The 23,097-nt window shown below is 74.4% G+C and carries 20 protein-coding genes and 1 riboswitch; of the genes, 8 read left to right on the top strand and 12 right to left on the bottom strand.

The genetic code is table 11. The features are described 5' to 3' along the window. Positions 1 to 33: 33 nt before the first annotated feature. From ACFYYB_RS06500 to ACFYYB_RS06490, 3 genes are all read left to right on the top strand, one after another. On the top strand, positions 34 to 552 hold the full coding sequence (locus ACFYYB_RS06500) for a GNAT family N-acetyltransferase (RefSeq protein WP_389433545.1): 519 nt from the start codon (positions 34 to 36) through the stop codon (positions 550 to 552). A gap of 58 nt (positions 553 to 610) precedes the next feature. Further along, positions 611 to 1,321 (top strand): DsbA family oxidoreductase, encoded by a 711-nt coding sequence (locus tag ACFYYB_RS06495; protein WP_389433543.1) that lies wholly within the window; start codon positions 611 to 613, stop codon positions 1,319 to 1,321. Positions 1,322 to 1,404: 83 nt separating this feature from the next. Further along, on the top strand, positions 1,405 to 2,463 hold the full coding sequence (locus tag ACFYYB_RS06490) for an aminotransferase class V-fold PLP-dependent enzyme (protein WP_389433542.1): 1,059 nt from the start codon (positions 1,405 to 1,407) through the stop codon (positions 2,461 to 2,463). Between the two features lie 59 nt (positions 2,464 to 2,522). On the opposite strand, the gene ACFYYB_RS06485 is transcribed toward ACFYYB_RS06490, so the two are convergent. Further along, entirely contained in the window at positions 2,523 to 3,611 is a 1,089-nt protein-coding gene (locus tag ACFYYB_RS06485; RefSeq protein WP_389433541.1) for a pyridoxal-phosphate-dependent aminotransferase family protein, read from the bottom strand. Positions 3,612 to 3,717: 106 nt separating this feature from the next. Here ACFYYB_RS06485 and ACFYYB_RS06480 point away from each other — a divergent pair, with 106 nt between their 5' ends. Together ACFYYB_RS06480 and ACFYYB_RS06475 are read left to right on the top strand one after the other, a co-directional pair. Next, a complete protein-coding gene (locus tag ACFYYB_RS06480) occupies positions 3,718 to 4,833 on the top strand; it encodes an amidohydrolase family protein (protein ID WP_389433539.1) in 1,116 nt (371 codons plus the stop codon). A 304-nt stretch (positions 4,834 to 5,137) separates the two neighbouring features. Further along, positions 5,138 to 6,055 (top strand): SCO1860 family LAETG-anchored protein, encoded by a 918-nt coding sequence (locus tag ACFYYB_RS06475; RefSeq protein ID WP_389433538.1) that lies wholly within the window; start codon positions 5,138 to 5,140, stop codon positions 6,053 to 6,055. Between the two features lie 78 nt (positions 6,056 to 6,133). Here ACFYYB_RS06475 and ACFYYB_RS06470 read toward each other — a convergent pair whose 3' ends face one another. After that, on the bottom strand, positions 6,134 to 7,393 hold the full coding sequence (locus ACFYYB_RS06470; protein WP_389433537.1) for a CapA family protein: 1,260 nt from the start codon (positions 7,391 to 7,393) through the stop codon (positions 6,134 to 6,136). A 123-nt stretch (positions 7,394 to 7,516) separates the two neighbouring features. Next, a complete protein-coding gene (cobC, locus tag ACFYYB_RS06465; protein WP_389433536.1) occupies positions 7,517 to 8,941 on the bottom strand; it encodes an Rv2231c family pyridoxal phosphate-dependent protein CobC in 1,425 nt (474 codons plus the stop codon). A 164-nt stretch (positions 8,942 to 9,105) separates the two neighbouring features. On the opposite strand from cobC, the gene ACFYYB_RS06460 reads away from it, so the two are divergent. Then, positions 9,106 to 9,852, top strand: a complete 747-nt coding sequence (locus ACFYYB_RS06460) for a ZIP family metal transporter (RefSeq protein WP_389433535.1) — start codon at positions 9,106 to 9,108, stop codon at positions 9,850 to 9,852. Between the two features lie 29 nt (positions 9,853 to 9,881). On the opposite strand, the gene ACFYYB_RS06455 is transcribed toward ACFYYB_RS06460, so the two are convergent. The 7 genes from ACFYYB_RS06455 to ACFYYB_RS06425 form a co-directional block, all read right to left on the bottom strand. Beyond that, a complete protein-coding gene (locus ACFYYB_RS06455; RefSeq protein ID WP_389433534.1) occupies positions 9,882 to 11,306 on the bottom strand; it encodes a cobyrinate a,c-diamide synthase in 1,425 nt (474 codons plus the stop codon). Further along, a complete protein-coding gene (gene cobO, locus ACFYYB_RS06450) occupies positions 11,300 to 11,899 on the bottom strand; it encodes a cob(I)yrinic acid a,c-diamide adenosyltransferase (protein ID WP_327307389.1) in 600 nt (199 codons plus the stop codon). The genes ACFYYB_RS06455 and cobO overlap by 7 nt, the downstream gene beginning before the upstream one ends. Then, complete coding sequence (locus ACFYYB_RS06445) at positions 11,899 to 14,004, bottom strand: putative cobaltochelatase (protein ID WP_389433533.1); 2,106 nt, start codon at positions 14,002 to 14,004, stop codon at positions 11,899 to 11,901. Before ACFYYB_RS06445 ends, cobO begins: the two co-directional genes overlap by 1 nt. A 61-nt stretch (positions 14,005 to 14,065) precedes the next feature. Beyond that, positions 14,066 to 15,589 (bottom strand): cobyric acid synthase, encoded by a 1,524-nt coding sequence (locus ACFYYB_RS06440; protein ID WP_389433531.1) that lies wholly within the window; start codon positions 15,587 to 15,589, stop codon positions 14,066 to 14,068. Beyond that, the gene (locus tag ACFYYB_RS06435; protein ID WP_389433530.1) at positions 15,586 to 16,578 is read right to left on the bottom strand and encodes a cobalamin biosynthesis protein; all 993 of its coding nucleotides are present in this window, start codon (positions 16,576 to 16,578) and stop codon (positions 15,586 to 15,588) included. The genes ACFYYB_RS06440 and ACFYYB_RS06435 overlap by 4 nt, the downstream gene beginning before the upstream one ends. A gap of 58 nt (positions 16,579 to 16,636) precedes the next feature. Beyond that, positions 16,637 to 16,722: riboswitch (cobalamin riboswitch) on the bottom strand. A gap of 160 nt (positions 16,723 to 16,882) precedes the next feature. Continuing rightward, the gene (locus ACFYYB_RS06430; protein ID WP_243338472.1) at positions 16,883 to 17,104 is read right to left on the bottom strand and encodes a hypothetical protein; all 222 of its coding nucleotides are present in this window, start codon (positions 17,102 to 17,104) and stop codon (positions 16,883 to 16,885) included. Positions 17,105 to 17,132: 28 nt separating this feature from the next. After that, positions 17,133 to 18,404 carry an anion permease gene (locus tag ACFYYB_RS06425; RefSeq protein WP_389433529.1) on the bottom strand — a complete coding sequence of 424 codons (1,272 nt, stop codon included), beginning with the start codon at positions 18,402 to 18,404 and terminating at the stop codon, positions 17,133 to 17,135. Between the two features lie 322 nt (positions 18,405 to 18,726). On the opposite strand from ACFYYB_RS06425, the gene ACFYYB_RS06420 reads away from it, so the two are divergent. Then, positions 18,727 to 19,878, top strand: coding sequence for an alpha/beta hydrolase family protein (locus tag ACFYYB_RS06420; protein WP_389433528.1), 1,152 nt, complete (start codon positions 18,727 to 18,729; stop codon positions 19,876 to 19,878). Between the two features lie 176 nt (positions 19,879 to 20,054). Then, positions 20,055 to 21,554: a hypothetical protein gene (locus ACFYYB_RS06415; RefSeq protein ID WP_389433527.1), complete on the top strand. Its 1,500-nt coding sequence runs from the start codon at positions 20,055 to 20,057 to the stop codon at positions 21,552 to 21,554. Between the two features lie 36 nt (positions 21,555 to 21,590). Here ACFYYB_RS06415 and ACFYYB_RS06410 read toward each other — a convergent pair whose 3' ends face one another. Further along, the gene (locus ACFYYB_RS06410; RefSeq protein ID WP_389433526.1) at positions 21,591 to 21,986 is read right to left on the bottom strand and encodes a VOC family protein; all 396 of its coding nucleotides are present in this window, start codon (positions 21,984 to 21,986) and stop codon (positions 21,591 to 21,593) included. 85 nt (positions 21,987 to 22,071) lie between these two features. After that, positions 22,072 to 22,962, bottom strand: coding sequence for a neutral zinc metallopeptidase (locus ACFYYB_RS06405; protein ID WP_389433525.1), 891 nt, complete (start codon positions 22,960 to 22,962; stop codon positions 22,072 to 22,074). Positions 22,963 to 23,097: the final 135 nt, after the last annotated feature.

Genomic DNA, 23,097 nt, shown 5'->3' with positions numbered 1-23,097 from the left:
AACCGGCCGGGTTCCCGGCGCGTTGTCCCTCCCATGATCCGGACCGCGCAGCCCGAAGACCTCGACGCCATAGCCGCCCTCCACACCAGGGCCCGCGCCACCTACTACCGGGGCCGGATACCCGAGGAGGCCTACGGCGGCGCCGCCGAACTGGCGCGCACCCGGGAGGGCTGGTCCCGGGCGGTGGCCCGGGCCGCCGCCGACGGCGGGGTGCTCTGCGCCGAGAGCGGCGGCGAACTCACCGGAGTGGCGGCCTTCCGCACCGCCGACGGCGAGACCACCCTCACGCAGCTCCACGTGGACCCCGTCCACTGGCGCCGCGGCACCGGGGCCGCCCTGCACGCCGCCTGCATCGACGCCTGGCTCCGGGCCGGCGTGCGCCGGGTCCGCCTGGAGGTCTTCGAGCACAACCTCCGCGCCCAGGCCTTCTACGCCGCCCACGGCTGGCTCCCGGATCCCGATCCCGCCGGAGCCCGCGTCGCGGGCTCCCACCGCATCCTGTGGCTCACGGTGCGGGACCGGCTCGCGGTGGCCGAGCCGTCCGGGGAATGAGACGCGGGGCCGGATGGTTGAACACGGAACAGTTGATTCCGTGGAGGGAAGAAGGAACATGCGCGTCGAGATCTGGAGCGACATCGCCTGCCCGTGGTGCTACATCGGCAAGGCCCGGTTCGCCGAGGGGCTGGCCGGCTTCGCACACCGCGAGGAGGTCGAGGTGGTCTACCGCTCCTTCGAGCTCGACCCGAACGGCCCCAAGGGCGAGGTGGCTCCCGTCCTGGAGATGCTGGCCAAGAAGTACGGCCGCACCCTGGAGGAGGCCCGCGGCATGGAGGAGCACGTCGCCGCGAGCGCCCGCGCCGAGGGGCTGACGTACCGCACCGAGGGCCGTGACCACGGCAACACCTTCGACATCCACCGCCTGCTGCACCTGGCCGCCGCCCGCGGCCGCCAGGAGGAACTGCTCGACCTCGCCTACCGCGCCAACTTCGGCGAGGAGCGCTCCGTCTTCGATCCCGAGGTGCTGGTCGCGCTCGCCGTCGAGGCCGGACTGGACGGGGCCGAGGCCCGCGCGGTGCTGGCCGACGAGTCCGCGTACGCCGCCGAGGTGCGGGCCGACGAGCGCGAGGCGGCCGAACTGGGCGCCAACGCCGTGCCGTTCTTCGTGCTCGACCGTCGCTTCGGGATCTCCGGGGGGCAGCCCGCCGAGGTGTTCACGCGGGCGCTGGAGCAGGCCTGGGCCGGCCGTGAGGTCCTCGTGACCGCCGCCCCCGAGGGCGAGGTGTGCGAGCCCGACGGAGCGTGCGCGGTGCCGCGCCCGTAAGGCCCCACCATAAGTAGTCCTTTGGTGTGGTGCGGGAAACCCGGCAATGGACTTTGGGTTGGTCCTGGCGCAGAGTGAAAGTCATGGACCTCTTTGCGCCCGGGACCGTCCGCGACGAGTTCGCGCACTCCCTCACCTATCTGAACACCGCCAACTACGGGACCCTCCCGCGGGCCGCCGTCGCCGAGGTGCGGCGGCTCGCGGAGGCGGCGGGGGCCGGACTCCCGGAGGGCTTCGGGGACTTCGGTCGCGTGGAACGGGTCCGGGAGGCGTTCGCCCGCATCGTCGGGGTCCCCGCGGACCGCGTGGCCGTCGGCTCGGCCGTCTCCACCCACGTCGGCCTGGTCTCCGCCTCCGTCCCGTCCGGATCCGAAGTCCTGTGCCCGGAGGGCGAGTTCGCCTCCGTCATCAACCCCTTCGTGGTGCGCGACGACCTCAAGGTCCGCTTCGCCCCGCTGGAGTCCCTCGCCGAAGCCGTCGGCCCGGACACCGCACTGGTCGCGCTGAGCGCCGTACAGTCCGCCGACGGGCGCATCGCGGACCTCGCGGCCGTCCGCGCGGCGACCACCGCGCACGGGGCGCGGATGCTGGTCGACGCCTCACAGGCGGCGGGCTGGCTGCCCTTCGACGCGAGCCCCTACGACTACACGGTCACCGCCGGGTACAAGTGGCTGCTCGCCTCGCGCGGGGTCTCCTACCTCACGGTCTCGCGGGAGGCCCAGGACGCCGTGACCCCGATGCACGCGGGCTGGGTGGCGCTCGCCGGCATGTGGGACGCCATCTACGGCCCGCTGCGGGAACTGGCCCACGGAGCCCGGCGCTTCGACGAGTCCCCGGCCTTCCTGGCCTACCACGCCGCCGAGCCCTCGCTGGCCCTGCTGGAGCGGATCGGGATCGACGCCGTCCACGCCCACGACACCGCCCTGGCCGCCCGCTACCGGTCCGGCCTCGCCCGCCTGGGCCACGAGCCCGTCCCGGGCCGGTCCCCGATCGTCTCGGTGCCGGGTCTGGCCGACCGTCAGGGCGCCCTGCTCGCCGCGGGCATCTCCACGTCCGCCCGCGCGGGAACCCTGCGGGCTTCCTTCCACCTCTACAACACCGAGGCGGACGTGGACCGGCTGCTGAACCTCCTGGAGGGCTGATCCGGGAGGGCTGATTCAGGGGGACCGATCCCGGCCGGCCCCCCGTCCGGCCGGCCCGCTCACGCGGAGGGCAGGGCCGCCGACCAAGCCGAGCCCGCCGCCGCGAGGGCCCCGGCCGGATCCACCGACAGGGCCCCGGCCAGTGCCGTCAGGCAGGCCCCGACGGTGTCCAGGGAGGCCGCCGTGCCGTAGTGGTTGACCCGGACCATCTCCCGGGCCAGCGCGCCGCCGCCCGCCGCGAGGGGAGCCGCCGGATCCACCGCGAGGGCCTTCGCCACCACCAGCGAGGCCTCCGGGACACGGAGGGTGGTGGCCACCGGGGCCGCCGCCTCGTCCCGGCCGACGTACGGGGCGAGGCCCAGTGCCACGGCGCCCGCGCGGGTCGCCGCCGCCGCGGCCGCGTGGCGGGCCGTCACCGACGCCAGGCCCTCGGCCGCGATCCGGTCGAGGCAGGCCTCCAGCGCCAGCATCTCCAGCTGCGCCGGCGCGTGCGGCAGCGCCGTGCGCCCGCCGTCGATCCAGCGCTCCTTCCAGTCCAGCAGGGAGAGGTACGAGCGGCGCGGCGCCGAGGCGTTCTCCGCGAAGCGGGCCCACGCCCGCTCGGAGACCGACACCGCCGAGACGCCGGCCGGTCCGCCCATCGCCTTCTGCGCGCCGATCACGCACAGGTCCACGCCCCAGGCGTCCGGCAGCAGCGGCTCCGCGCCCACCGAGGCCACCGCGTCCAGCATGAACAGGGCCCCGTGGGCCCGTACGGCCTCGCCGATCTCCGCCACCGGGTTGGTGTTGCCGGTGGCCGCCTCCGCGTGGACCAGGGAGACGAAGTCGATCTCCGGGTGCTCCGACAGGGCCCGGTCGACCTGGGCGGCGGACACCGCGGTGTCGAAGGGGACCTCCAGGTCCACGACGCGCGCCCCGCAGTCGCGCAGCCAGTTGCCGAAGGTGGTTCCGTAGGGGCCGGTCACCACGTTCAGCGCGGTCGAGCCGGGCCGGGCGCCCGACCGGATGCACCCCTCCAGCGGCAGCAGCGCCTCGCCCTGGGTGATCACCACGTCGGCCCGGGTCCCGAGCAGCTCCGCGACCCCCCGCTCGATCGACGCGAAGCGCGCGGCGGTCAGGGGCGGAAGGTCCAGGAGGGGGTGGGTCACGGTGCCGCTCTCTTCGTTCTCTCGGGTCGGGGTGGTTCATCCGGACAAGTCCGGACCGGTCTGGCCGGTCTGGAGAGCCTACCGAGCCCCCACATAGAGTGCCGCCATGAGCGACGAGGTCAACGCAGACAGCGCACGGTCGGGTCCGCTGCACGTGAAGGGGCGGGTGCTGGTCGGGCCCGAGGAGGTCCGCGACGAGCTCTGGGTCGTCGGCGGCCGGATCTCCTATGAGCGCCCGCGCGGCGCCCGGGAGGTCACCGAGGTCACCGGGTGGGTGCTGCCCGGTCTGGTGGACGCGCACTGCCACGTGGGGCTCGACGCCCACGGGCCGGTGGACGCCGACACGGCCGAACGGCAGGCCCTGACCGACCGGGACGCGGGCACCCTCCTCATCCGTGATGCCGGGTCCCCGTCCGACACCCGTTGGATCGACGGCCGCGAGGACCTGCCGAAGATCATCCGGGCGGGCCGGCACATCGCCCGCACCCGCCGCTACATCCGCAACTTCGCCCACGAGATCGAGCCCGCCGACCTCGTCGAGTACGTGGGCCGCGAGGCGCGGCGCGGCGACGGCTGGGTCAAGCTGGTCGGGGACTGGATCGACCGCGAGGCCGGGGACCTGACCGCCTGCTGGCCGCGCGCCGAGGTGGAGGCGGCCATCGCCGAGGCCCACCGCCTCGGGGCGCGGGTCACCGCGCACTGCTTCGCCGAGGACTCCCTGCGGGACCTGGTCGAGGCGGGCATCGACTGCGTCGAGCACGCCACGGGGCTCACCGAGGACACCATCCCGCTGTTCGCGGAGCGTGGGGTGGCCATCGTCCCGACCCTTGTGAACATCGCGACCTTCCCGAAGATGGCGGCGGGCGGCGAGGCCAAGTTCCCGCGGTGGTCCGCGCACATGCGCAGGCTGCACGAGCGGCGCTACGACACCGTCCGCGCCGCCTACGACGCGGGCATCGGGGTCTACGTCGGCACGGACGCGGGGGGTTCCCTCCCGCACGGCCTGGTCGCGGCCGAGGTGGGCGAGCTCGTCAAGGCCGGTATCCCGCCGCTGCGGGCCCTCTCGGCGACGGCCTGGGGGGCGCGCGAGTGGCTCGGCAGGCCCGGCCTGACCGAGGGTGCACCGGCCGACCTCGTGGTCTACGAGACCGATCCGCGGGCCGACGTACGGGCACTGGCGCAGCCGCTGCGGGTGGTGGTGAACGGGACGGTGGTGGCCTGAGGTCGCGGGCGTACGGGAGTTGACGGGGCGTGACGTCCGTGGCCGTGTGGTCGTTGTGTACGCCCGACACGGGTCCGGAGCGGGCCCGGGCGGCCGGGATTCCCGGGATGGGAGGGAACTCCCGTTCCGGGTGAGGCACATGTAATCGAACCTATGCCTGGAAACCACCCTTTGGGGTGAACTCACGCCGGGTTCACCCCCGTTCACTCTCAGTGCGTAAAGATTCCGGGGTCGAGGCCGTCGGCCGCGCAATGTCCCCCATTGGCGCCGCGACGGCTCCCATCTCCCTGGGGGTTCCACCACCTTGAACAGCAACACCTTCCGCATGCCCGTGGCCGCGCTCGTCGCCACGGGAGCGGTTGCCCTGCTCGCCGCACCGCCCGCCTTCGCCACCGGCTCCGCCCCCTCCACCGGATCCCACCCGGCCGGGGGCAAGGCCAGTGCCGTCGTCCTGCGCACCACGCTGGACGTGGGCCTGCTCAACAAGACCGTGCACGTCCCGCTGAACGCGACCCTCAACGAGGTCAGCGCCCCGGCGGACGCCGCGAAGACGGCGCTGACCGTCACCCTCGACGGGGTCGACGGCGGAGCGCCGGTCAGCGTCCTGCGCGCCGACGTCGCCACCTCCAAGGCCACCGTCGACGCCGGCCGCGCCGCGGCGGAGGCGAACCTCGCCAAGGCCCGGATCCACGTACCGGGTCTGCCCCTGCTGTCCGTGATCGAGGTGGAGAAGGTCACCTCCAAGGCCGTCTGCGCGGCGGGGGAGAAGCCGGTCGCGCACTCCAACGTGCTGGGCGCCGTGACCGTCCTCGGCAAGAAGGTCACCCTCTCGGCGGGCGGCCCCACCAAGGTGGAGGTCCCCGGCGTCGGCCTGGTGGCCCTGGAGCTCTCCACCGCCCGGACCACCTCCACCACGGCCGCCGCGACCGCGCTGCGGCTCAAGGTGTCGGTGAACCCGCTCAAACTGAACGTCGCCGAGGTCGAGGGCGAGATCGTGCTCGCCGAGGCCCGCTGCGAGTCCCCGGCAGCCCCCAGCCCCGCTCCGTCGAAGCTGCCCGACGTCAAGCCCCAGACGGCCACCACGGGCGGCACCGGGACCCAGGCCGACCTCGCCGAGACCGGAGGCGGCTCGCTCACCCCGTACGTGACCGGTGGTGCGCTGCTCCTGCTCGGCTTCGGCGCCGCCGCACTGGTCGTGACCCGGCGCGGCAGGGCCTCGTAGGGGCGACGCTTCGTGGGGGCGATGCTTCGTGGGGCCGGGGCCGGGGCCTCGTAGGGCCGGGCCTCGAAGGGATCCGCCCTACTTCGTCGCGCGCGTCAGCCCCTGCGCCGCGGCGCCCCGTGACATGACGGCCTTCGTCACCTCGCGGTCGGCCGCGGCGTACGCGCTGTCGGCGGAGGTGGTGGCGGCCTCGCAGGAGGTGCAGACGACGCGGAACGGCGGCCGCATGTCCGAGAACTGCGTGAGGTACTCGGCCTTCACCACCTCCCAGCGGCCCGGCCGGCCGGCCGCCGGGGCGAAGGTGAAACGGGGGACCGAGGACATGTTGCCGCGGGCCTTGTCGGCCTCGTAGAAGCTCGCCACCTGGTCGCCCATGCCGTACACCACCCAGGTGCCGTTGACCTTCTCGTACGGCTGCGGCACGTGGTTGTGGGTGCCGAGGATCAGGTCGATGTCGGGGAGGCCGTCCGCCGCGCGCGAGGCGGTCAGCGTCCGGGCCAGCTCCAGCTGCTGCCGGTCCGGAGCCGTCTGCCACTCGGAGCCCCAGTGGACGCTGAGGACGACGACGTTCGCGCCGGCCGCGCGCGCGGCGCGGGCGTCGGCGATGATCCGCGCCGGGTCGATCAGGTTCACGGCCCAGGGCTTGTCCGCGGGGAGCGGGATGCCGTTCGTCCCGTACGTGTAGTCCAGTTGCGCGACCTTGGCGCCGCCGGCCTCGAGCAGGGCCGGGGCCTTGGCCTCCTCGGGGCCGCGGGCCGAGCCGACGTGGCGGATGCCGACGCGGTCGAGGTGGTCCAGGACGCGGACGAGGCCTTCGTACCCGTCGTCCAGGGTGTGGTTCGAGGCGGTCGAGCAGCTGTCGTAGCCGGTGTCCTTGAGGGCGTCGGCCAGTTGGTGCGGTGCCTTGAAGAGGGGGTATCCGGCGTAGGGGCCGCCGGGCCGGCCGTACGGTATCTCGTGGTGGCATATCGCCAGGTCGGCGGCGGAGACGACGGGCTTGACCCCGGCGAGTATCTTCCGGAAGTCGTGGCCGCCCTTCGCCGCGGAGTCGTCGGCGGCCCGCTGGATGATCGACGGGTACGGGATGATGTCGCCGGTGCCGACGAGGGTGAACGCCTTCCCGGCGGGCGGGGCCGGGGCCGTGGCTCCGGACGCGGCGCCCCGGTCGGGACTCGCGCTCGCCCCCGGCTTCGCCCCCAGCCGCTGCTTCGCCGCCGCGCCGCCGTCCTCGCCGGTCAGCTGTGTCACGCCGTAGACGGCGCCCCCCACAACGGCCAGCCCGGCCACGGCCGCACCCATCCTGCCGACGGTCTTCATCCCCGTACCCCCGTGTCGCATGATCACTGCTTACGGAGATGGTCGCGCACCCGTGCGGGCCGTGCCACGCACGGTCGGCGCAAACGCGCCATTGGGGTGAGGTCCGCGCGCACGCCGGGCGCCCGCCGGGCCCCACCCCGTGGGTCAGCGCGCCGCGAGGGCCACGTCGAGGGCTTGGAGGAGGCGGCCCGTCGTCGCACGGTCGCGGACCGCCAGCCGGAGCCAGGAGCGGTCCAGGCCGGGGAAGGTGTCGCCGCGGCGCACGGCGAAGCCCAGCGCGCGCAGCCGGGCGCGGACCTCCATCGCGCCCTCGACCCGGATCAGCACGAACGACCCCGCCGCCGTACCCGCCACCGAGATCTCCTCGAACTCCGCGAGCCCCGCGAGCAGATGCTCCCGGTCCACCTCGATCTGCCGGGCCGCGGCCTCCGCCTCGGCCAGCGCCGCGGGGGCCACGCAGGCCTCGGCCGCCACCAGCGCGGGCGTGGAGACCGGCCACAGCGGCTGGGCCGCCGCCAGCTTCGCGATCACCCCGGGCTCGGCCAGTACGTAGCCGATGCGCAGCCCCGCCAGCCCCCAGGTCTTGGTCAGGCTCCGCAGCACCACCAGGCCCGGTATGTCCGTCCGCCCGGCCAGCGCCTCGCGTTCGCCCGGGACCGCGTCCATGAAGGCCTCGTCGACCACCAGGATCCGCCCGGGCCGGGCCAGCGCGGCCAGGGTCGCCGCCGGGTGCAGCACCGAGGTCGGGTTGGTCGGGTTCCCGACCACCACCAGGTCGGCCTCCTCCGGCACCGCCGCCGGGTCCAGCCGGAAACCGTCCGCGGCCCGCAGCACCACCCGCTCCACCTGGTGGCCCGCGTCGCGCAGGGCCGCCTCCGGCTCGGTGAACTGCGGATGCACCACCACGGGCCGTACGGCGCCCAGCGCCCGCGCGATCAGTACGAACGCCTCCGCGGCGCCCGCGGTCAGCAGCACCCGCTCGACCGGCAGTCCGTGGCGCAGGGCCACGGCCGCCCGGGCGGCGCGGCCGTCGGGGTACGCGGACAGGAGGTCGAGCGAAGCCGCGATCTTCTCCTTCAGCCACCGCGGCGGCGTGTGGGACCGTACGTTCACCGCGAGATCGACCAGCTCCGCGCCCCCGTCCGCGACCTCCGCGTCCCCGTGGTGGCGCAGATCGTGCGTGTGGGCCGTGGCGACGGCGCAGGTCGCCGCCACCGACCGCCTTTTGGGTACGAGGAGTTCCCCGCCCCCGGCGAGCGCGGCGGCCTCGGCCACCGACGCGGTGCCGGCGGCTTCGCGGGCGGCGTCCGAGGGGTGCGGCACCGGGATCGTGGCCAAGCGCTCGGCGGGATAGCTCAGCAGGGGCACGCCGAAACGTTCCGCCGCACCCGCGATCCCCGCCTCCAGGACCTTGCCCTCCACGGTGGCCAGGGCCGTCACCGAACCCGAGGCCAGCCCGGCGCCGCGCAGGGTCTCCTCCACCAGCGCGCACACCTCCGCCACGGACACGCCCGCGCGGCCTCCGACCCCGACGACCAGTTGCGTCGCGTACTCGCCCAACAGGTTCACCCGTTCTCCGTCGTGGTGTGCGTGGTGCTGCTCATGGTGCCGTTCGCCGTGCCGTTCGCCGTGCCGTTCGCCGACCTCGCGCACGGCGGCCGCGTCAACCCTCCGTGGTCCGCCACCCGTGCGCGGAAGTGCGCGCGCGGCGCGGAGTCGGTATGCAGGGGCACATGGCCGTGATCGTGGCGTTGGGTGCGTTCCTGATGACCCTGGCAGGCGGATGGACGGCGCAACGCGTCACCGACCGCCGCCACCTCGTGCTGGGTCTGGCCGGCGGGCTGATGCTCGGCGTCGTGGGCCTCGACCTGCTCCCGGAGGCCATGCACGCCGCCGGCGACGAACTCTTCGGGGTCCCGCTCGCCCTGCTGCTCTTCGTCGGCGGGTTCCTCGCCGCGCACTGCGTGGAACGCCTCCTGGCCGTCCGCCAGGCCTCCCACGGGGCCACGAACGGCGACGGGCACCCCGAGCACGGGCAGCGGGTCCCCCAGGTCGGCCTGACGGCGGCCGCCGCCATGGTCGGCCACAGCCTCGCCGACGGGGTGGCCCTCGGCGCCGCGTTCCAGGTCGGCGGGGGCATGGGCGTGGCCGTGGCGCTGGCTGTCATCACCCACGACTTCGCCGACGGGTTCAACACCTACACGCTCACCCGGCTGTACGGGAACGCCCGCCGCAAGGCCCTGCTCATGCTCTTCGCGGACGCGGCGGCCCCCGTCGTGGGCGCCGCGTCCACTCTGCTGTTCACCCTTCCGGAGGAACCGCTCGGGGCCTACCTCGGCTTCTTCGGCGGCGTCCTGCTGTACCTGGCCGCCGCCGAGATCCTGCCCGAGGCCCACCACAAGCACCCCGCGCTCTCCACCCTGATGTGCACCGTGGGCGGGGTGGCGGGGATCTGGCTGGTCGTGGGCCTGGCGGAGTGACGCGGCGGCCGCCCCCGGGCGTCTCGGGCTCACCGACGCGCTGCCGCGGCCTCGGCGAACCGCAGGGCCACGGAAGGCTCCGCCGCCCAGTGCGTGTGCAGGTAGCTGGCGTGCACCCCGTCGGCCACGAAGCCCTCGACCCGGCGTTCCGGATGCGTGAACCCCCAGGCCGGTGCGGCGCCGGCGCCCGGCTCGATCACCGTCCGGTGGAACTCGTGCCCGCGCAGCCGGGTCCCGGCCGGTGCGAGCACACTGTCGGAGACGGCCACCGCCTCGCGGTAGCCGAGCGTGAGCCGCTCCGACATCCGCGCGTCGGCGTCGAGCACCCCGCACATGGGCTTGCCGTCCAGCGAGCGGGCCAGGTACAGCAGCCCGGCGCACTCCGCGGCCACCGGGCCACCGGCGGCGGCGAACGCGGCGACGGCCTCGCGGAGCGGCTCGTTGGCGGACAGCTCCGGGGCGTACACCTCGGGGAACCCGCCGCCGATCACCAGGCCGGTGGTGCCGGTGGGCAGCGCCTCGTCCCTGAGGGGGTCGAAGGTGACCACCTCCGCGCCGGCGGCTCGCAGCAGCTCCGAGTGCTCGGCGTACGAGAACGTGAACGCGGCCCCGCCCGCGACGGCGATGACCGGTGCGGCGCCGTCGCCGGAGCTCAGCCCCGGACCCCGCGCCTCACGTGCCGGCGGGGCGGAATCCTGCCCGTGGGGGAGCAGGGCCCGTTGCGGAGACCAGGCTTCGCAGTCCAGCGGCGGGGCCGTGCGGGCCAGGGCCATCAGGGCCTCCAGATCGCAGCCCTGGCGGACCTGCTCGGCCAGGGCCGTCACGGAGTCGAGGGCGTCCCGCCGCCGCTCGGCGACCGGTACCAGCCCCAGGTGCCGCGAGGGCGCGGAGACCTGCGGAGCCCGCCGCAGGACGCCGAGCACGGGCATCCCCGCCTCCTCCAGCGCCTCCCGCAGCATCACCTCGTGCCGGTCGGAGCCGACCTTGTTCAGGATCACGCCGCCGAGCCGCACCTGCGGGTCGAAGGAGGCGAAACCGTGCACCAGGGCCGCCACCGACCGCGACTGCGAGGACGCGTCGACGACCAGTACCACCGGGGCCCGGAGCAGCTTCGCGACCTGCGCCGTCGACGCCAGTTCGCCCCGCCCCGCGGCCCCGTCGTAGAGCCCCATCACGCCCTCGATGACGGCCAGATCGCATCCGGCCGCCCCGTGCGCGAACAGCGGGGCCACCAGCTCCGGCCCGCACATGAAGGCGTCGAGGTTCCGTCCCGGACGGCCCGTGGCCAGCGCGTGGTAGCCCGGGTCGATGTAGTCGGGCCCGGCCTTGTGCGGGGACACGGCGAGGCCGCGCTCCGAGAAGGCCGCCATCAGGCCCGTCGCGACGGTGGTCTTGCCGCTGCCGGAGGAAGGTGCGGCGATGACCAGTCTCGGTACGTTGAACGAGGTCACCACTCGATGCCCTTCTGGCCCTTCTGGCCGGCGTCCATCGGGTGCTTGACCTTGGTCATCTCGGTGACGAGGTCCGCGTACTCCACCAGCTTCTCCGGTGCGTTGCGCCCGGTGATCACCACGTGCTGGGTGCCGGGACGGGTCCGCAGCACCTCGATGACCTCGTCGACGTCGATCCAGCCCCAGTGCATCGGGTACGCGAACTCGTCCAGCACGTACAGCTTGTGCGTCTCGGCGGCCAGATCGCGCTTGACCTGCTCCCAGCCCTCCTTGGCCGCCTGCTCGTTGTCGAGCTGCGCGTCGCGCTGGACCCAGGACCAGCCCTCGCCCATCTTGTGCCAGACGACGGAGCCGCCCTCGCCGGAGGCACCGAGCACCTTCAGCGCGTTCTCCTCGCCGACCTTCCACTTCGCCGACTTGACGAACTGGAACACCCCGATCGGCCAGCCCTGGTTCCATGCGCGCAGCGCCAGACCGAAGGCGGCCGTCGACTTGCCCTTGCCCGGCCCGGTGTGGACGAAGACGAGCGGGCGGTTGCGGCGCTGACGCGTCGTGAGTCCGTCGTCCGGAACGACGGACGGCTGTCCCTGCGGCATTACGCGGCCCTCCTGAGGGTCGGGGATGGGGTACGGACGTTCTTCACGAGCCCGGCCAGCGAATCGGCCCGCAGCCCGTCGAGGGTGACGGCCGGGCCGCCCAGATCGGCGGCCAGTACGCCGGCCAGCCCCAGCCGGACCGGACCCGACTCGCAGTCCACGACCACGGAGGCGACCCCGCCGGCCGCCAGCAGCCGGGCGCTGCGCGCCGAGAGTTCGCGGGGGTCGCCGCCCACGGCGCCGGCCGAGGTGGCCCGCCCGTCGGTGACGACGACGAGCAGCGGGCGCCGGCTCGGGTCCCGCAGCCGTTCGATCCGCAGCACCTCGTGGGCCTTGAGCAGCCCGGCGCCGAGCGGGGTGCGCCCGCCGGTCGGCAGCTTCTCCAGCCGGGCCGCGGCGGCGTCGACGGAAGAGGTGGGAGGCAGGGCGAGTTCGGCCGAGGAGCCCCGGAAGGTGATCAGGCCGACCTTGTCCCGGCGCTGGTAGGCGTCGAGCAGCAGCGACAGCACCGCTCCCTTGACGGCGCTCATGCGCTGCCGGGCCGCCATGGAGCCGGAGGCGTCGACGAGGAACAGCACGAGGTTGCCCTCGCGCCCCTCGCGGGTCGCCTGCCGCAGGTCGTCCTTGCGGACGATCAGGCCGCGCCCGGTGCGCCCGCGCGCCTTCTGGTGCGGGGCGGCGGCGTGGACGGTCGCCGACAGGTGCAGTTTGGTCAGCTGGCCCCGGGGGCGCTGGGCGCCGGTGGTGCGGCCGTGTGCGGTGCGGGCGCGCGAACGCCGGCCCGACGCACCCTCGCCGAGGCCCGGCACGCTGAGCATCTTGGTGCGGAAGGGCTCGGCGGCCCGTACGGCCGCCTGCTCGGCGGGACCGGAAGCCGGCTCGTTCTCGGGGGCGGAGGGCTGCGTCTCGGGCTCGGCCGGGGCCTGCGCCTCCGGCTCCGCCTCGGGCGCGTCGTCCGGTCCGGAGCCCTGCGGGGGTACGCCGCCCCCGCCGTCGGGGCCGTCGGAGCCGCCGCCGTCCGGGCCGCCGTCCTGCGGACCCTCGCCAGGCCCCTCCGGCTCGGGCTCCGGCTCGGGCTCGGGGTCCGGCTCGTCGTCAGGGAATCCGTCCAGGATCCGGTCCAGCTTCTCCTCGTCGAGGCCGGGCGCGTCGAAGGGGTTGCGGCGGCGGCGGTGGGGGAGCGCCAGCAGGGCGGCCTGCCGCACGTCCTCCTTGCGCACCTCGGTCCGCCCGGCCCAGGCGGCGAGCGCGGTCGCGGTACGGGCCATCACGATGTCGGCGCGCATGCCGTCGACCTCGAAACCGGCGCAGGTGGCGGCGATCTGAAGCAGCGAGGTGTCACCGAGGCGCACCTGCGGGAGCAGTGCCCGCGCGGCCACCACCCGGGCGCGGACCTCCGCCTCGTCCCCGGACCAGCGGCCCGCGAACCCCGCGGGGTCGTCCTCGTAGGCGAGCCGGCGCCGGACCACCTCCACCCGCTGGAGCGGCTCCCGGGAGGCGGCGACCTCGACGGTCAGCCCGAACCGGTCGAGCAGCTGCGGGCGGAGCTCGCCCTCCTCGGGGTTCATCGTGCCGACGAGGAGGAAGCGGGCGGCGTGCCGTACGGAGACGCCCTCGCGCTCCACGTACGAGGCGCCCATCGCGGCGGCGTCGAGGAGCAGGTCGATGAGGTGGTCGTGGAGCAGGTTGACCTCGTCGACGTACAGGATCCCGCGGTGCGCGTCGGCCAGCAGGCCGGGCTCGAAGGCCTTCACGCCCTCGGAGAGGGCGCGTTCGATGTCGAGGGCGCCGACGAGCCGGTCCTCGGAGGCCCCGACGGGCAGTTCCACCATGCGGGCGGGCCGCGCGGCGGCCGGTCCCGCCTCGTGGGGGCCGTCGGGGCAGGCGGGGTCCGGGGCGGTGGGCGCGCAGCTGAACCGGCAGCCGGGGACCACGTCCACCTGCGGCAGCAGGGTGGACAGGGCGCGGACGGCGGTGGACTTGGCGGTCCCCTTCTCACCGCGCACGAGAACACCGCCGACCGCGGGGCTCACGGCGTTGAGCAGCAGCGCGAGGCGCAGGTCTGTCTGGCCGACCAGTGCGGTGAACGGGTAGGGCGTGCTCATGCGGTGGCCCCTTCTTGTATGTGGGTACGGGTACGCGGGCGGTTGCGCGGGGCCGCGCCGGTCACGGTGCGCCGGGCGGGAGGAAGGGGAGGCCCACGGGGGCTCCGGTCTCGATCAGGCGGAGCAGGGCGTCCGTGTCGGCGTGTTCCTCGATCAGGTCGCCCAGGAGGTCGAGCTGTTCCTCCCGCAGGGAGGCGAACGAGGTGTCCGGGGCCGGCACGAAGCGGCGGCCCGCCGCCGAGGCGACCTCGCGGAGGAAGGCCCGGCGGAAGCCGTCCGACTCCAGCGAGCCGTGCCAGTGCGTGCCCCACACCGCCCCGACCCGGCACCCGTCCAGGAAGGGGGTCCCGCCCAGGACCTCGGCCACGCCGTGGTGGATCTCGTACCCCTTCACCGGCTCGCCCAGCGCCGAACCCACGGGTCGCGCCAGGGTCTTCTCCCGCTCGAAGCGGACCCGTACGGGAAGCAGCCCGAGCCCCGGCACGGAGCCGGCCTTCGACTCGACCTCGTCCTCGATGTGTTCGCCCAGGAGCTGGAACCCGCCGCAGATGCCCAGGACCGGCCGGCCCTCGGCGGCCCGCCGGGCCAGGGCGTCCGCCAGCCCCCGCTCGCGCAGCCAGGCCAGGGCCTTGACCGTGCCGCGGGTGCCGGGGACCACGACCAGGTCCGCGTCGGCCAGTTCCTCGGCCCGGTCCACGAACCGCACGACCACGCCCGGCTCCGCCGCCAGCGCGTCGACGTCCGTGAAGTTGGACATCAGCGGCACCGCGCAGACCGCGACCCGCAGCACGTCCTCGCCGACGGGCGGGGCGACCACGGATTCGCGTACCGCGCCCCGCAGGGAGACCCGCAGGCCGTCCTCCTCGTCGATGCCCAGCCCGTGCTGGAAGGGGAGCACCCCGTACGTCGCCCGCCCGGTCAGGCCGCGCAGCATCTCCATGCCCGGCTCCAGCAGGGTGACGTCGCCGCGGAACTTGTTCACCAGGTAGCCCGCGATCAGCGACTGGTCCTCGGGCGAGAGCAGCGCCGTCGTTCCGAAGAAGGACGCGAAGACCCCGCCCCGGTCGATGTCGCCGACGACGACCACCGGGAAGCGCGCGGCCCGCGCGATGCCCATGTTCACGATGTCGGTCCGGCGCAGGTTGATCTCGGCCGGGCTGCCCGCCCCCTCGCAGATCACGGCGTCATACGTGCCCCGCAACTGCTCCAGGCAGTCCGTGACGATGCCGAGCAACTGCTCCTGCCGCCCCCCGTGGTAGCCGCGCGCGCTCATCTCGCCCACGGGCTTTCCCAGCAGCACCACCTGGCTGCTGCGGTCGCTGCCGGGCTTGAGCAGCACCGGGTTCATCAGCGCGGTGGGCTCCACGCGGGCCGCCTGGGCCTGCATGGCCTGGGCACGGCCGATCTCGGCGCCCTCCCGGGTCACGAAGGAGTTCAGCGACATGTTCTGCGCCTTGAACGGGGCCACCTTCACGCCCTGCCGGGCCAGCCAGCGGCAGATGCCCGCCGTGACCACGCTCTTGCCCGCGTCCGAGGTCGTACCGGCGACGAGGAGCCCCCCGCCGCGCTTCGCGCCGCCGCTCATGCGCGCCGCCCCTTCTTCGTAGTACGGGAGACCGGCGTACGGGAGACCAGTGCCCGGGAGACCAGCGTCCGGGCGGCCACGCAGGCCCCCAGCGCCACCCAGGTCACCTGGCGCGACAGCCGCACCGCCCGTTCGATGTCGGCGACCTCCACGGGCCGCCCGGCCGCTCCGTTGAGCACGGCCCGGTGTTCGACCCGGCCCGCGTACGCCAGGGTCCCGCCCAGCCGTACGCCGAGCGCCCCGGCGAAGGAGGACTCCACGGGCCCCGCGTTGGGGCTCGGGTGCTTGGCGGCGTCCGCGCGCCAGGCCCGTACGGCCCCCCGCCGGTCGGGCCCGGCCAGTACGGCGGCCAGGGCCGTCAGCCGGGCGCCCGGCCAGCCGGCGACGTCGTCGAGCCGGGCCGAGGCCCAGCCGTAGCGCAGGTGGCGGGGGGACTTGTGGCCGACCATCGCGTCCAGGGTGTTCACGGCGCGGAAGGCCAGCAGCCCGGGGACCCCCGCGACAGCGCCCCACACGAGGGCGCCGACCACGGCGTCGGAGGTGTTCTCGGCGACCGATTCGACGACCGCGCGGGCCATCTGCTGCTCGTCCAGCGCCTGCGGGTCGCGCCCGCACAGGTGGGGCAGCCGTTCGCGGGCCACCTCGGCGTCCCCGGCGGCGAGGGCGCCGCCGATGGCGCGGGCCTCCCGGCCCAGCGAGGTGCCGCCCACGACGGCCCAGGTGGCGGCGGCGGTGAGGGCGATGCGGGCGGCCGCGGGCCGGGAGCGCACGGCGCGGGCGCCCAGCGCGCCGACGGCGGCGGCGCCTCCGGCGCACAGCAGGGTGTGCAGGACGCCCCGCGCGCGGTCGTCGCGCCACAGGGCGCGTTCGACGGCGGCGGCGGCTCGTCCGAAGGCGGCCACGGGGTGCCCTCGGCGCGGATCCCCGAGGATCCGGTCGCCGATCAGGCCCGCCGTGACGCCGTACGCGAAGACGCGATCGGCACGCATGGTGGCAGGTATGTCCTCACTCAGGGTCCGCGCCCTGGTTCGACGTGTCCGGCGGCGAGAGTTCCTGGCTCCCGGCCGCACGCGGGGTCCGCGTGCGCCGGTGACAGTGGCGGGACCGCGCCGGATTCGCACCGGACTTCCTCTCCATGCCGCCGTAATGGCTCGGGCAGTCCACCACGCAGCGCGAAGGCCCGTCAACTCGCGGTTGACCTGCGGCGGGGTGGCGGTGAATGCGCCCCCGGGCACGCGAAAGCTCCCTCCGGGACGAACCCGGAGGGAGCCTTCGTACGTGCCGTCCCGCGCCTCAGGCGACGATCAGGTAGATCCCGTAGGCCACGGCCGCCGCGCAGAGCGCGAAGCAGGCGTACGCACCGCTGCGGGCCAGGGTGGCGGCGCCGCCCTGTTCGGTGGCGGCCTCGTGCTTGGAGAGTCCCATCAGCCCCAGGGTGAACAGGGTCACCAGGACGACGGTGGCGGAGAGGCTGACCCCGAAGACGGAGCCGAGTGCTTCCCAGTCGATCTTCATACCGCTGAATCCTCTGTCGTTCTCGGGGTCAGACCGCTGCGGCCGGGGCCGCGGGGGTCGCCGTCGCGGAGGCCGGGATGGTGGCCCTGAGCTCGTCGTCCGTCACCGCGGCGGTGCTGCCCGCGGCGGCGGTCGGCGGAACGGCGACGGCCGCCATGGCCGTGGTGACGGCACCGGCCGGCTCCTCGGCGTCGAGCGAGGCGACCTCGTTGACGTTGGTGTGGTCGACGACCTGACGGCGGGAGATCACCCAGATGGCGACGCAGGAGCCGACCAGGAAGACCGTGACGGCGGCGACGCCGACGTCCCCGACGCGCATGACCAGCTCGGCGCCGGCGGCGACCAGGGCCGCGGCCGGGAGGGTCAGGCCCCAGGCGATGAACATGCGGGAGGCGGTGGACCAGCGGACCACGCCGCCCTTGCGTCCCAGACCCGAACCCATGACGGCGCCGGAGCACGCGTGGGTGGTGGAGAGGGAGAAGCCGAGGGAGGAGGAGGCCAGGATGACGCTGGCGGCCGAGGTCTGGGCGGCGAAGCCCTGCTGCGGCTGCAGGTCGGTCAGGCCGCTGCCCATGGTGCGGATGATGCGCCAGCCGCCCAGGTAGGTGCCCATCGCGATGGCCAGGCCGGCGGAGACGATGACCCAGACCGGCGGGTTGGAGCCGGGGGCGATGGCGCCGCCGGCGACGAGCGCCAGGGTGATGATGCCCATCGTCTTCTGCGCGTCGTTGGTGCCGTGCGCCAGCGAGACGAGGCTCGCGGAAGCGATCTGGCCCGCGCGGTAGCCCTTGGCCGAGGTCTTCTTGCCCATGCCGTTGCCGACCTTGTACGTGACCTTCGTGGCCAGGTACGCGGCGAAACCGGCGACCAGCGGCGCCGCGATCGCGGGGATCAGCACCTTGGTGACGACGACGCTGCCGTTGACGGCGCCCATGCCGGCGGAGGCCACGGCCGCACCGATCAGGCCGCCCATCAGGGCGTGCGAGGAGCTCGAGGGCAGGCCCACCAGCCAGGTGACGAGGTTCCAGAGGATCGCGCCGACCAAGGCGGCGAAGATGACCTCCGGCTGGATGCCTTCCTCGTTGACCAGTCCCTTGGAGATCGTCTTGGCGACCTCCACGGACATGAAGGCGCCGACGAGGTTGAGCACGGCGGACATGGCCACCGCGGTCTTGGGCTTGAGGGCGCCGGTCGAGATGGTGGTGGCCATCGCGTTGGCCGTGTCGTGAAAACCGTTCGTGAAATCGAACACGAGAGCGGTGATGATCACGATCCCGAGGAGAAGCGTTATGTGCTCCATTTACCCAGGCTTCTGTTTGACGTCAGTGGTTCGTGGACCGTAGGCAACCTGGATGAACGGAAGGTGAACTGCCAGGGTTCATGCGGTGTATCGATACGGCACCCGATCGGGACCTTCGTCCCGGGAAGCACGTTGATATGTCGATTAACGCATGTCACGGCAGGGTGTCCGGATGTTTCGGAGGCGGGACTTCCGGTAGGTGCTCCGGTGCGCCCGGGGCCCCGAAGAGATCTAGATCACCTCCCGCGCCACCCCTTCGGGGTGCCGGCCGGAACGAAGCCCTCCGGTGGCCCGCCGACCGGTCCGCCTCGACACTGGAGCGGTGCGTACCGCTACAGCGACGGCAGCGGCCGTCACCACGACCTTGCTCGGCGCCGGCGCGGCCGCCGTCACCGCCGTCACCGCCGCCGCGCTCGCCGGCCGGTACGCCGCCGACGCGGCCCTGCGGTCCGAGCCCGGCCGCCCGCTCCCCGGCAGCCCCCGGCTCACCGTCCACTCCACCGCGGCCGGCCGGGTCGAGCTGACGCGCTCGATCGCCTCCCTGAGGCCCGGCACCTACGGGCTCACCGCCCCCGGGGTGCACGCCGTGGTCGGGCCCGTCCTCCCCGACGCCCCGCACGGCCCCGACACCGTCGTGCGCCGGCTCCTCGCCGTCACCCACGGCAGCCTCGACCCCGGAACCCGCGTCACCCTCACCCCCCAGGTCCACCTGGGGAACCCGGGCGCCGCCCTCGGGCTGGACCACGCCGACGTGGACGTCCCCGGGGAGCTCGGCGCGCTGCCCGCCTGGTTCGTGCCCGGCGCCCGCGACACCTGGGTGATCACCGTCCACGGGCTCGGGGCCACCCGCGAGCACCCGATGGTGGTCATGCCCTTCCTCCACCGCAACAAGTTCCCCGTCCTGGACCTCGGGTACCGGGGCGACCTCGGCGCCCCCGAGTCGCCGGACGGCCTCGGCCACCTCGGCGAGTCCGAATGGCGCGATCTCGACGCCGCCATCCGCTACGCCCTGCGCTACGGCGCCCGCCGCGTGGTCCTGCACGGCTGGTCGACCGGCGCCACCATGGCCCTGCACGCCGCCGAGCGCTCGGCGCTGGCCGACCGGATCTCCGGGCTCGTCCTCGACTCGCCCGTCCTGGACTGGCACGCCACCCTGCGCGCCCTCGCCGCCGCGCGCCGCACCCCGGCCCCCCTGCTCCCGTTCGCCGTCAAGGCCGCCGAGGGGCGTGCGGGCCTGCGCGCCGACCGGCGGGCCCCGGGGTCGGATCCGGCCGCGCTGAAGGTTCCCGCGCTGATCTTCCACGGCCCCGACGACACCCTCGCCTCCTGGGAGCCCGCGCGGCGGCTGGCGGCGGCCCGGCCCGACCTCGCCACCCTGCACCCCGTTTACGGCGCCACGCACGGGGCGATGTGGAACGCCGATCCGGCCGCCTACGAAGAGGCGCTGCGCCGCTTCCTGACCCCTCTTATGTGAGGGGCCGGGCGGCGGCTCGGTGACGGACCGGGTGACGGACCGTCGGACGGGTTGTCCGAAGACTGTGGGGCGGGCGGGGCGAGGAGGGCGAGTTGTCCCCTTCTGTACCCTCGGGCCCTTGTGGCAATGGCCGGTTCCGTTTGGGCTTTCGGCCAGTGACGGGCGAGACTGCTCACGTGACGTCCCGAAAGCCTGATGAGCAGTTGGCTCGCGACTCCAGACTCCGACTCGTCGCCCCGCGGTCCGTGGCCACGGCACGCAAGGCGGTGACCGACCGGCGCACCCGGACCGCCCAGCGGCCTCCGGCGGGCACGCCCGCCACGGCCGACCTCGCGAACAGGGCACGCGCCTCCCTGGCCGACGCGGTACGGCTCGCCCGCTGGGCCGAGCTCCACCTCGGCACGGCCGACGGCTCCGGGCCCGCCCCGGCGGGCGCGCTGCCCGTCGCCGAGGCCGAACGCGCCGCCGACCGGCTGAGCCTGACGCCGGGCCAGATCCGGGTCGGCTGGGACCGCGCCCGGCTCGCCGGACTGATCGAGATGCACGGGGGGCACGCCCGGCCGGGCTGGCGCCTGCGCGCCTGGGACCGGGACGACACCGCCGTCCTGCGCGGCTGGGTCGCCCTCTTCGACGCCTGGTCGCTGGTCCACCCGGCCCCCGCCGACATCGCCCCCGCGGCCGTCGCCGAGGTGGTCGAGGCCATGCCCCAGCTGCTCTCCCTGCTCCAGCTCTCCGCCGGCCCCGTGACCGTCCCCGATCTGCTGGACCTGCTCCGGCAGCGCGTCGAGGAACTGCGCGACGAACGGTGCGAGGTCCCCTACGAGTCCACGGCGCAGCCCGGGACTCCGTCCGCGGCCTCCGTGCCGTCCGGTGCCGTGCCGTCCGGTCCGGAGCCGTCCGGTCCGGAGCCGTCCGGTGCCGCGCCGTCCGGTTCCGAGGCGGCCGCGCCCCCCGTCCCGCTCGCCCGGCTGCTGCGCTGGGCGCTCGGCGGGCTCGCCGCCGTCGACGCCGTCACCCTCGGCCCCGCCCGGGCCGCCCTCACCCCGCTCGGCAGCTGGGCCGTCTGGGTCAAGCTCGAGCAGATCTGCGTCGCGGCGCAGAGCCCGGCGGGGAACATCGAGCAGTCCGCCGCCGCCATGCTCCACGGCTGCGCGCGGCTCACCCCCGGCCCGGCCCGCGCCGAATACCTGGCCTGGCTGGCCGCCCGCCCCGTCGGCCACGCGGTCTCCGAGCTGCTCCACGCGGCCCGCGGCGAGGACGCCCTGCTGCGCGGGCTCGCCTTCGAAGCCCTGCGCGTCGTCGGAGCCCCCGCCGAGCCCGAGGTGCGCAAGGCCTCCCGCGAGGCCGCGCTGCGCCCGTACGCCCTGCTCTGGCTGGCCGAGCACGACGGGGTCGACCCAGACGAGGCGCAGGACGTGCTCACCGCCGAGGAGCAGACCTGGCTCTGGGTCGACACCGCGGCCGCCATCGCCGACCACGGCGAGGCCGAGCTGCTCGCACGCCACCTCGACTCGGCGGTGCGGACCACCGTTCCGAGGCTGCTGGACGAGGTCCGCGCGGTCGGGCACCCCCGCACCGTGCAGGTGCTGGTGGCCCTGGCCGCCGCGCACCCCGATCCCGCCCTGGCCAAGGCGGTGCGCCGGGCCGCCTTCCAGGTGCACACCGGCGGCGCGTAGCGCCCGTACGGGAACCGTGTGCGCGCCGCCGGTCCCTCAGACCTGCGGCGCGTAGGTCCCGAAGCTCCAGACGTTGCCCTCGGCGTCGCGGGCCATGTAGTCCCGGGAGCCGTAGTCCTGGTCGGTCGGCTCCATCACGATCTCCACGCCGTGCTCCACGGCCCGGCGGTGGTGGGCGTCCACGTCGTCGACGAGCACGTAGACCCCGGCCGGGCCGGCCGTCTCCATCGCCTTGTCGAAGAGGCCGCCGGTACCCCTGCTGCCGAGCATCACCATGCCGTTCCCGTAGGACAGCTCGGCGTGCGCCACCGTGCCGTCCTCGCCCTCGTACGCCGCGACCTGGGTGAAGCCGAAGGCCTCGGTGAGCAGCTGGATGGCGGCCTTGGCGTCGGTGTACAGCAAGGTCGGACAGATGGACGGAACGCCTGCCATGACGATCACTCCCTCTCGTGCCGCGGGTGGCCGGTCCTCGGGTGGACGGTGAGCCGGGTCACAGCATGGCAGGCGCCGCGGGAAGTCAGCGGAAGGTGTTGCACTGGGCCATGTCGCCCGTGCGGTAGCCCTGGTAGAACCACTGCTGGCGCTGTTCGGCCGAGCCGTGCGTCCAGGACTCGGGGGAGACCCGGCCCTGGAACTTCTCCTGGATCCGGTCGTCGCCGACCGCCGCCGCCGCGTCCAGGCCGTCCCTGATGTCCTGGTCGGTGAGGCTCGTGATCAGCGGCTTGCCCGTGGACTCGTCCGGGGTCTTCGTCGCGTTGTGGGCCCAGACCCCGGCGTAGCAGTCGGCCTGCAGCTCGACCCGCACCGCGTTGCTGTTCGCGCCCTGCCGGCCGTCCTGGGCCTTCTGCAGGGTGCCGGTCAGGTTCTGGATGTGGTGGCCGTACTCGTGGGCCACCACGTACGCCTGGGCGAAGGGGCCGCCGCTCGCGCCGAACTTGGTGCGGAGCTCGTTGAAGAAGCCCAGGTCCAGATAGACCTGCCGGTCGCCGGGGCAGTAGAACGGGCCGACGGCCGAGGTGGCCGCCCCGCAGGCGGTGCCCACCTTGCCGGTGAAGAACACCGTCTGGGCGGGGGTGTAGCGGGCGCCGCGCTTGGCGAACTCCTGCTTCCAGAAGTCCTGGGTGCTGTTGATCACCGCCACCAGCCGGCAGTCCTCCTTGGTGTTCGCGTCCGCGCCGGTCTTGCAGCTCTGCTGCACCTGGGCTGCGGAGGAGGAGGTCGACGCGGGCTCCGGGCTTCCGTCGGACAGGCCCAGCTGGTCCGGGCCCACCCCGAACAGCAGACCCATGATCAGCGCGATGAAACCGATGATGCCGCCGCCGATCGTGGCCTTCCCGCCCGGGATGCGGCTGCCGCGTACGTCCTTGACCTCGGAAGTGTCCAGATTGGCGTTGTCGTCGAACTGCATCCCGCACCGCCCTCCATTCCTGACCGGGGGTACGTGTCAGCCCCTGCGGCGAGTATCAACCCGTTCATCCTCATACGCCCCTCGGCCCACAGGCGTGTTCCCTGGGCCGAACGGGGGACGCGGGGCACGGGCCGG

It is taken from the genome of Streptomyces sp. NPDC002886 (genome assembly GCF_042888445.1).
Taxonomy (GTDB): Bacteria; Actinomycetota; Actinomycetes; order Streptomycetales; family Streptomycetaceae; genus Streptomyces.
Note: the sequence above shows the minus strand (reverse complement) of the source record. Positions and strands in the feature narration are given on the sequence as shown.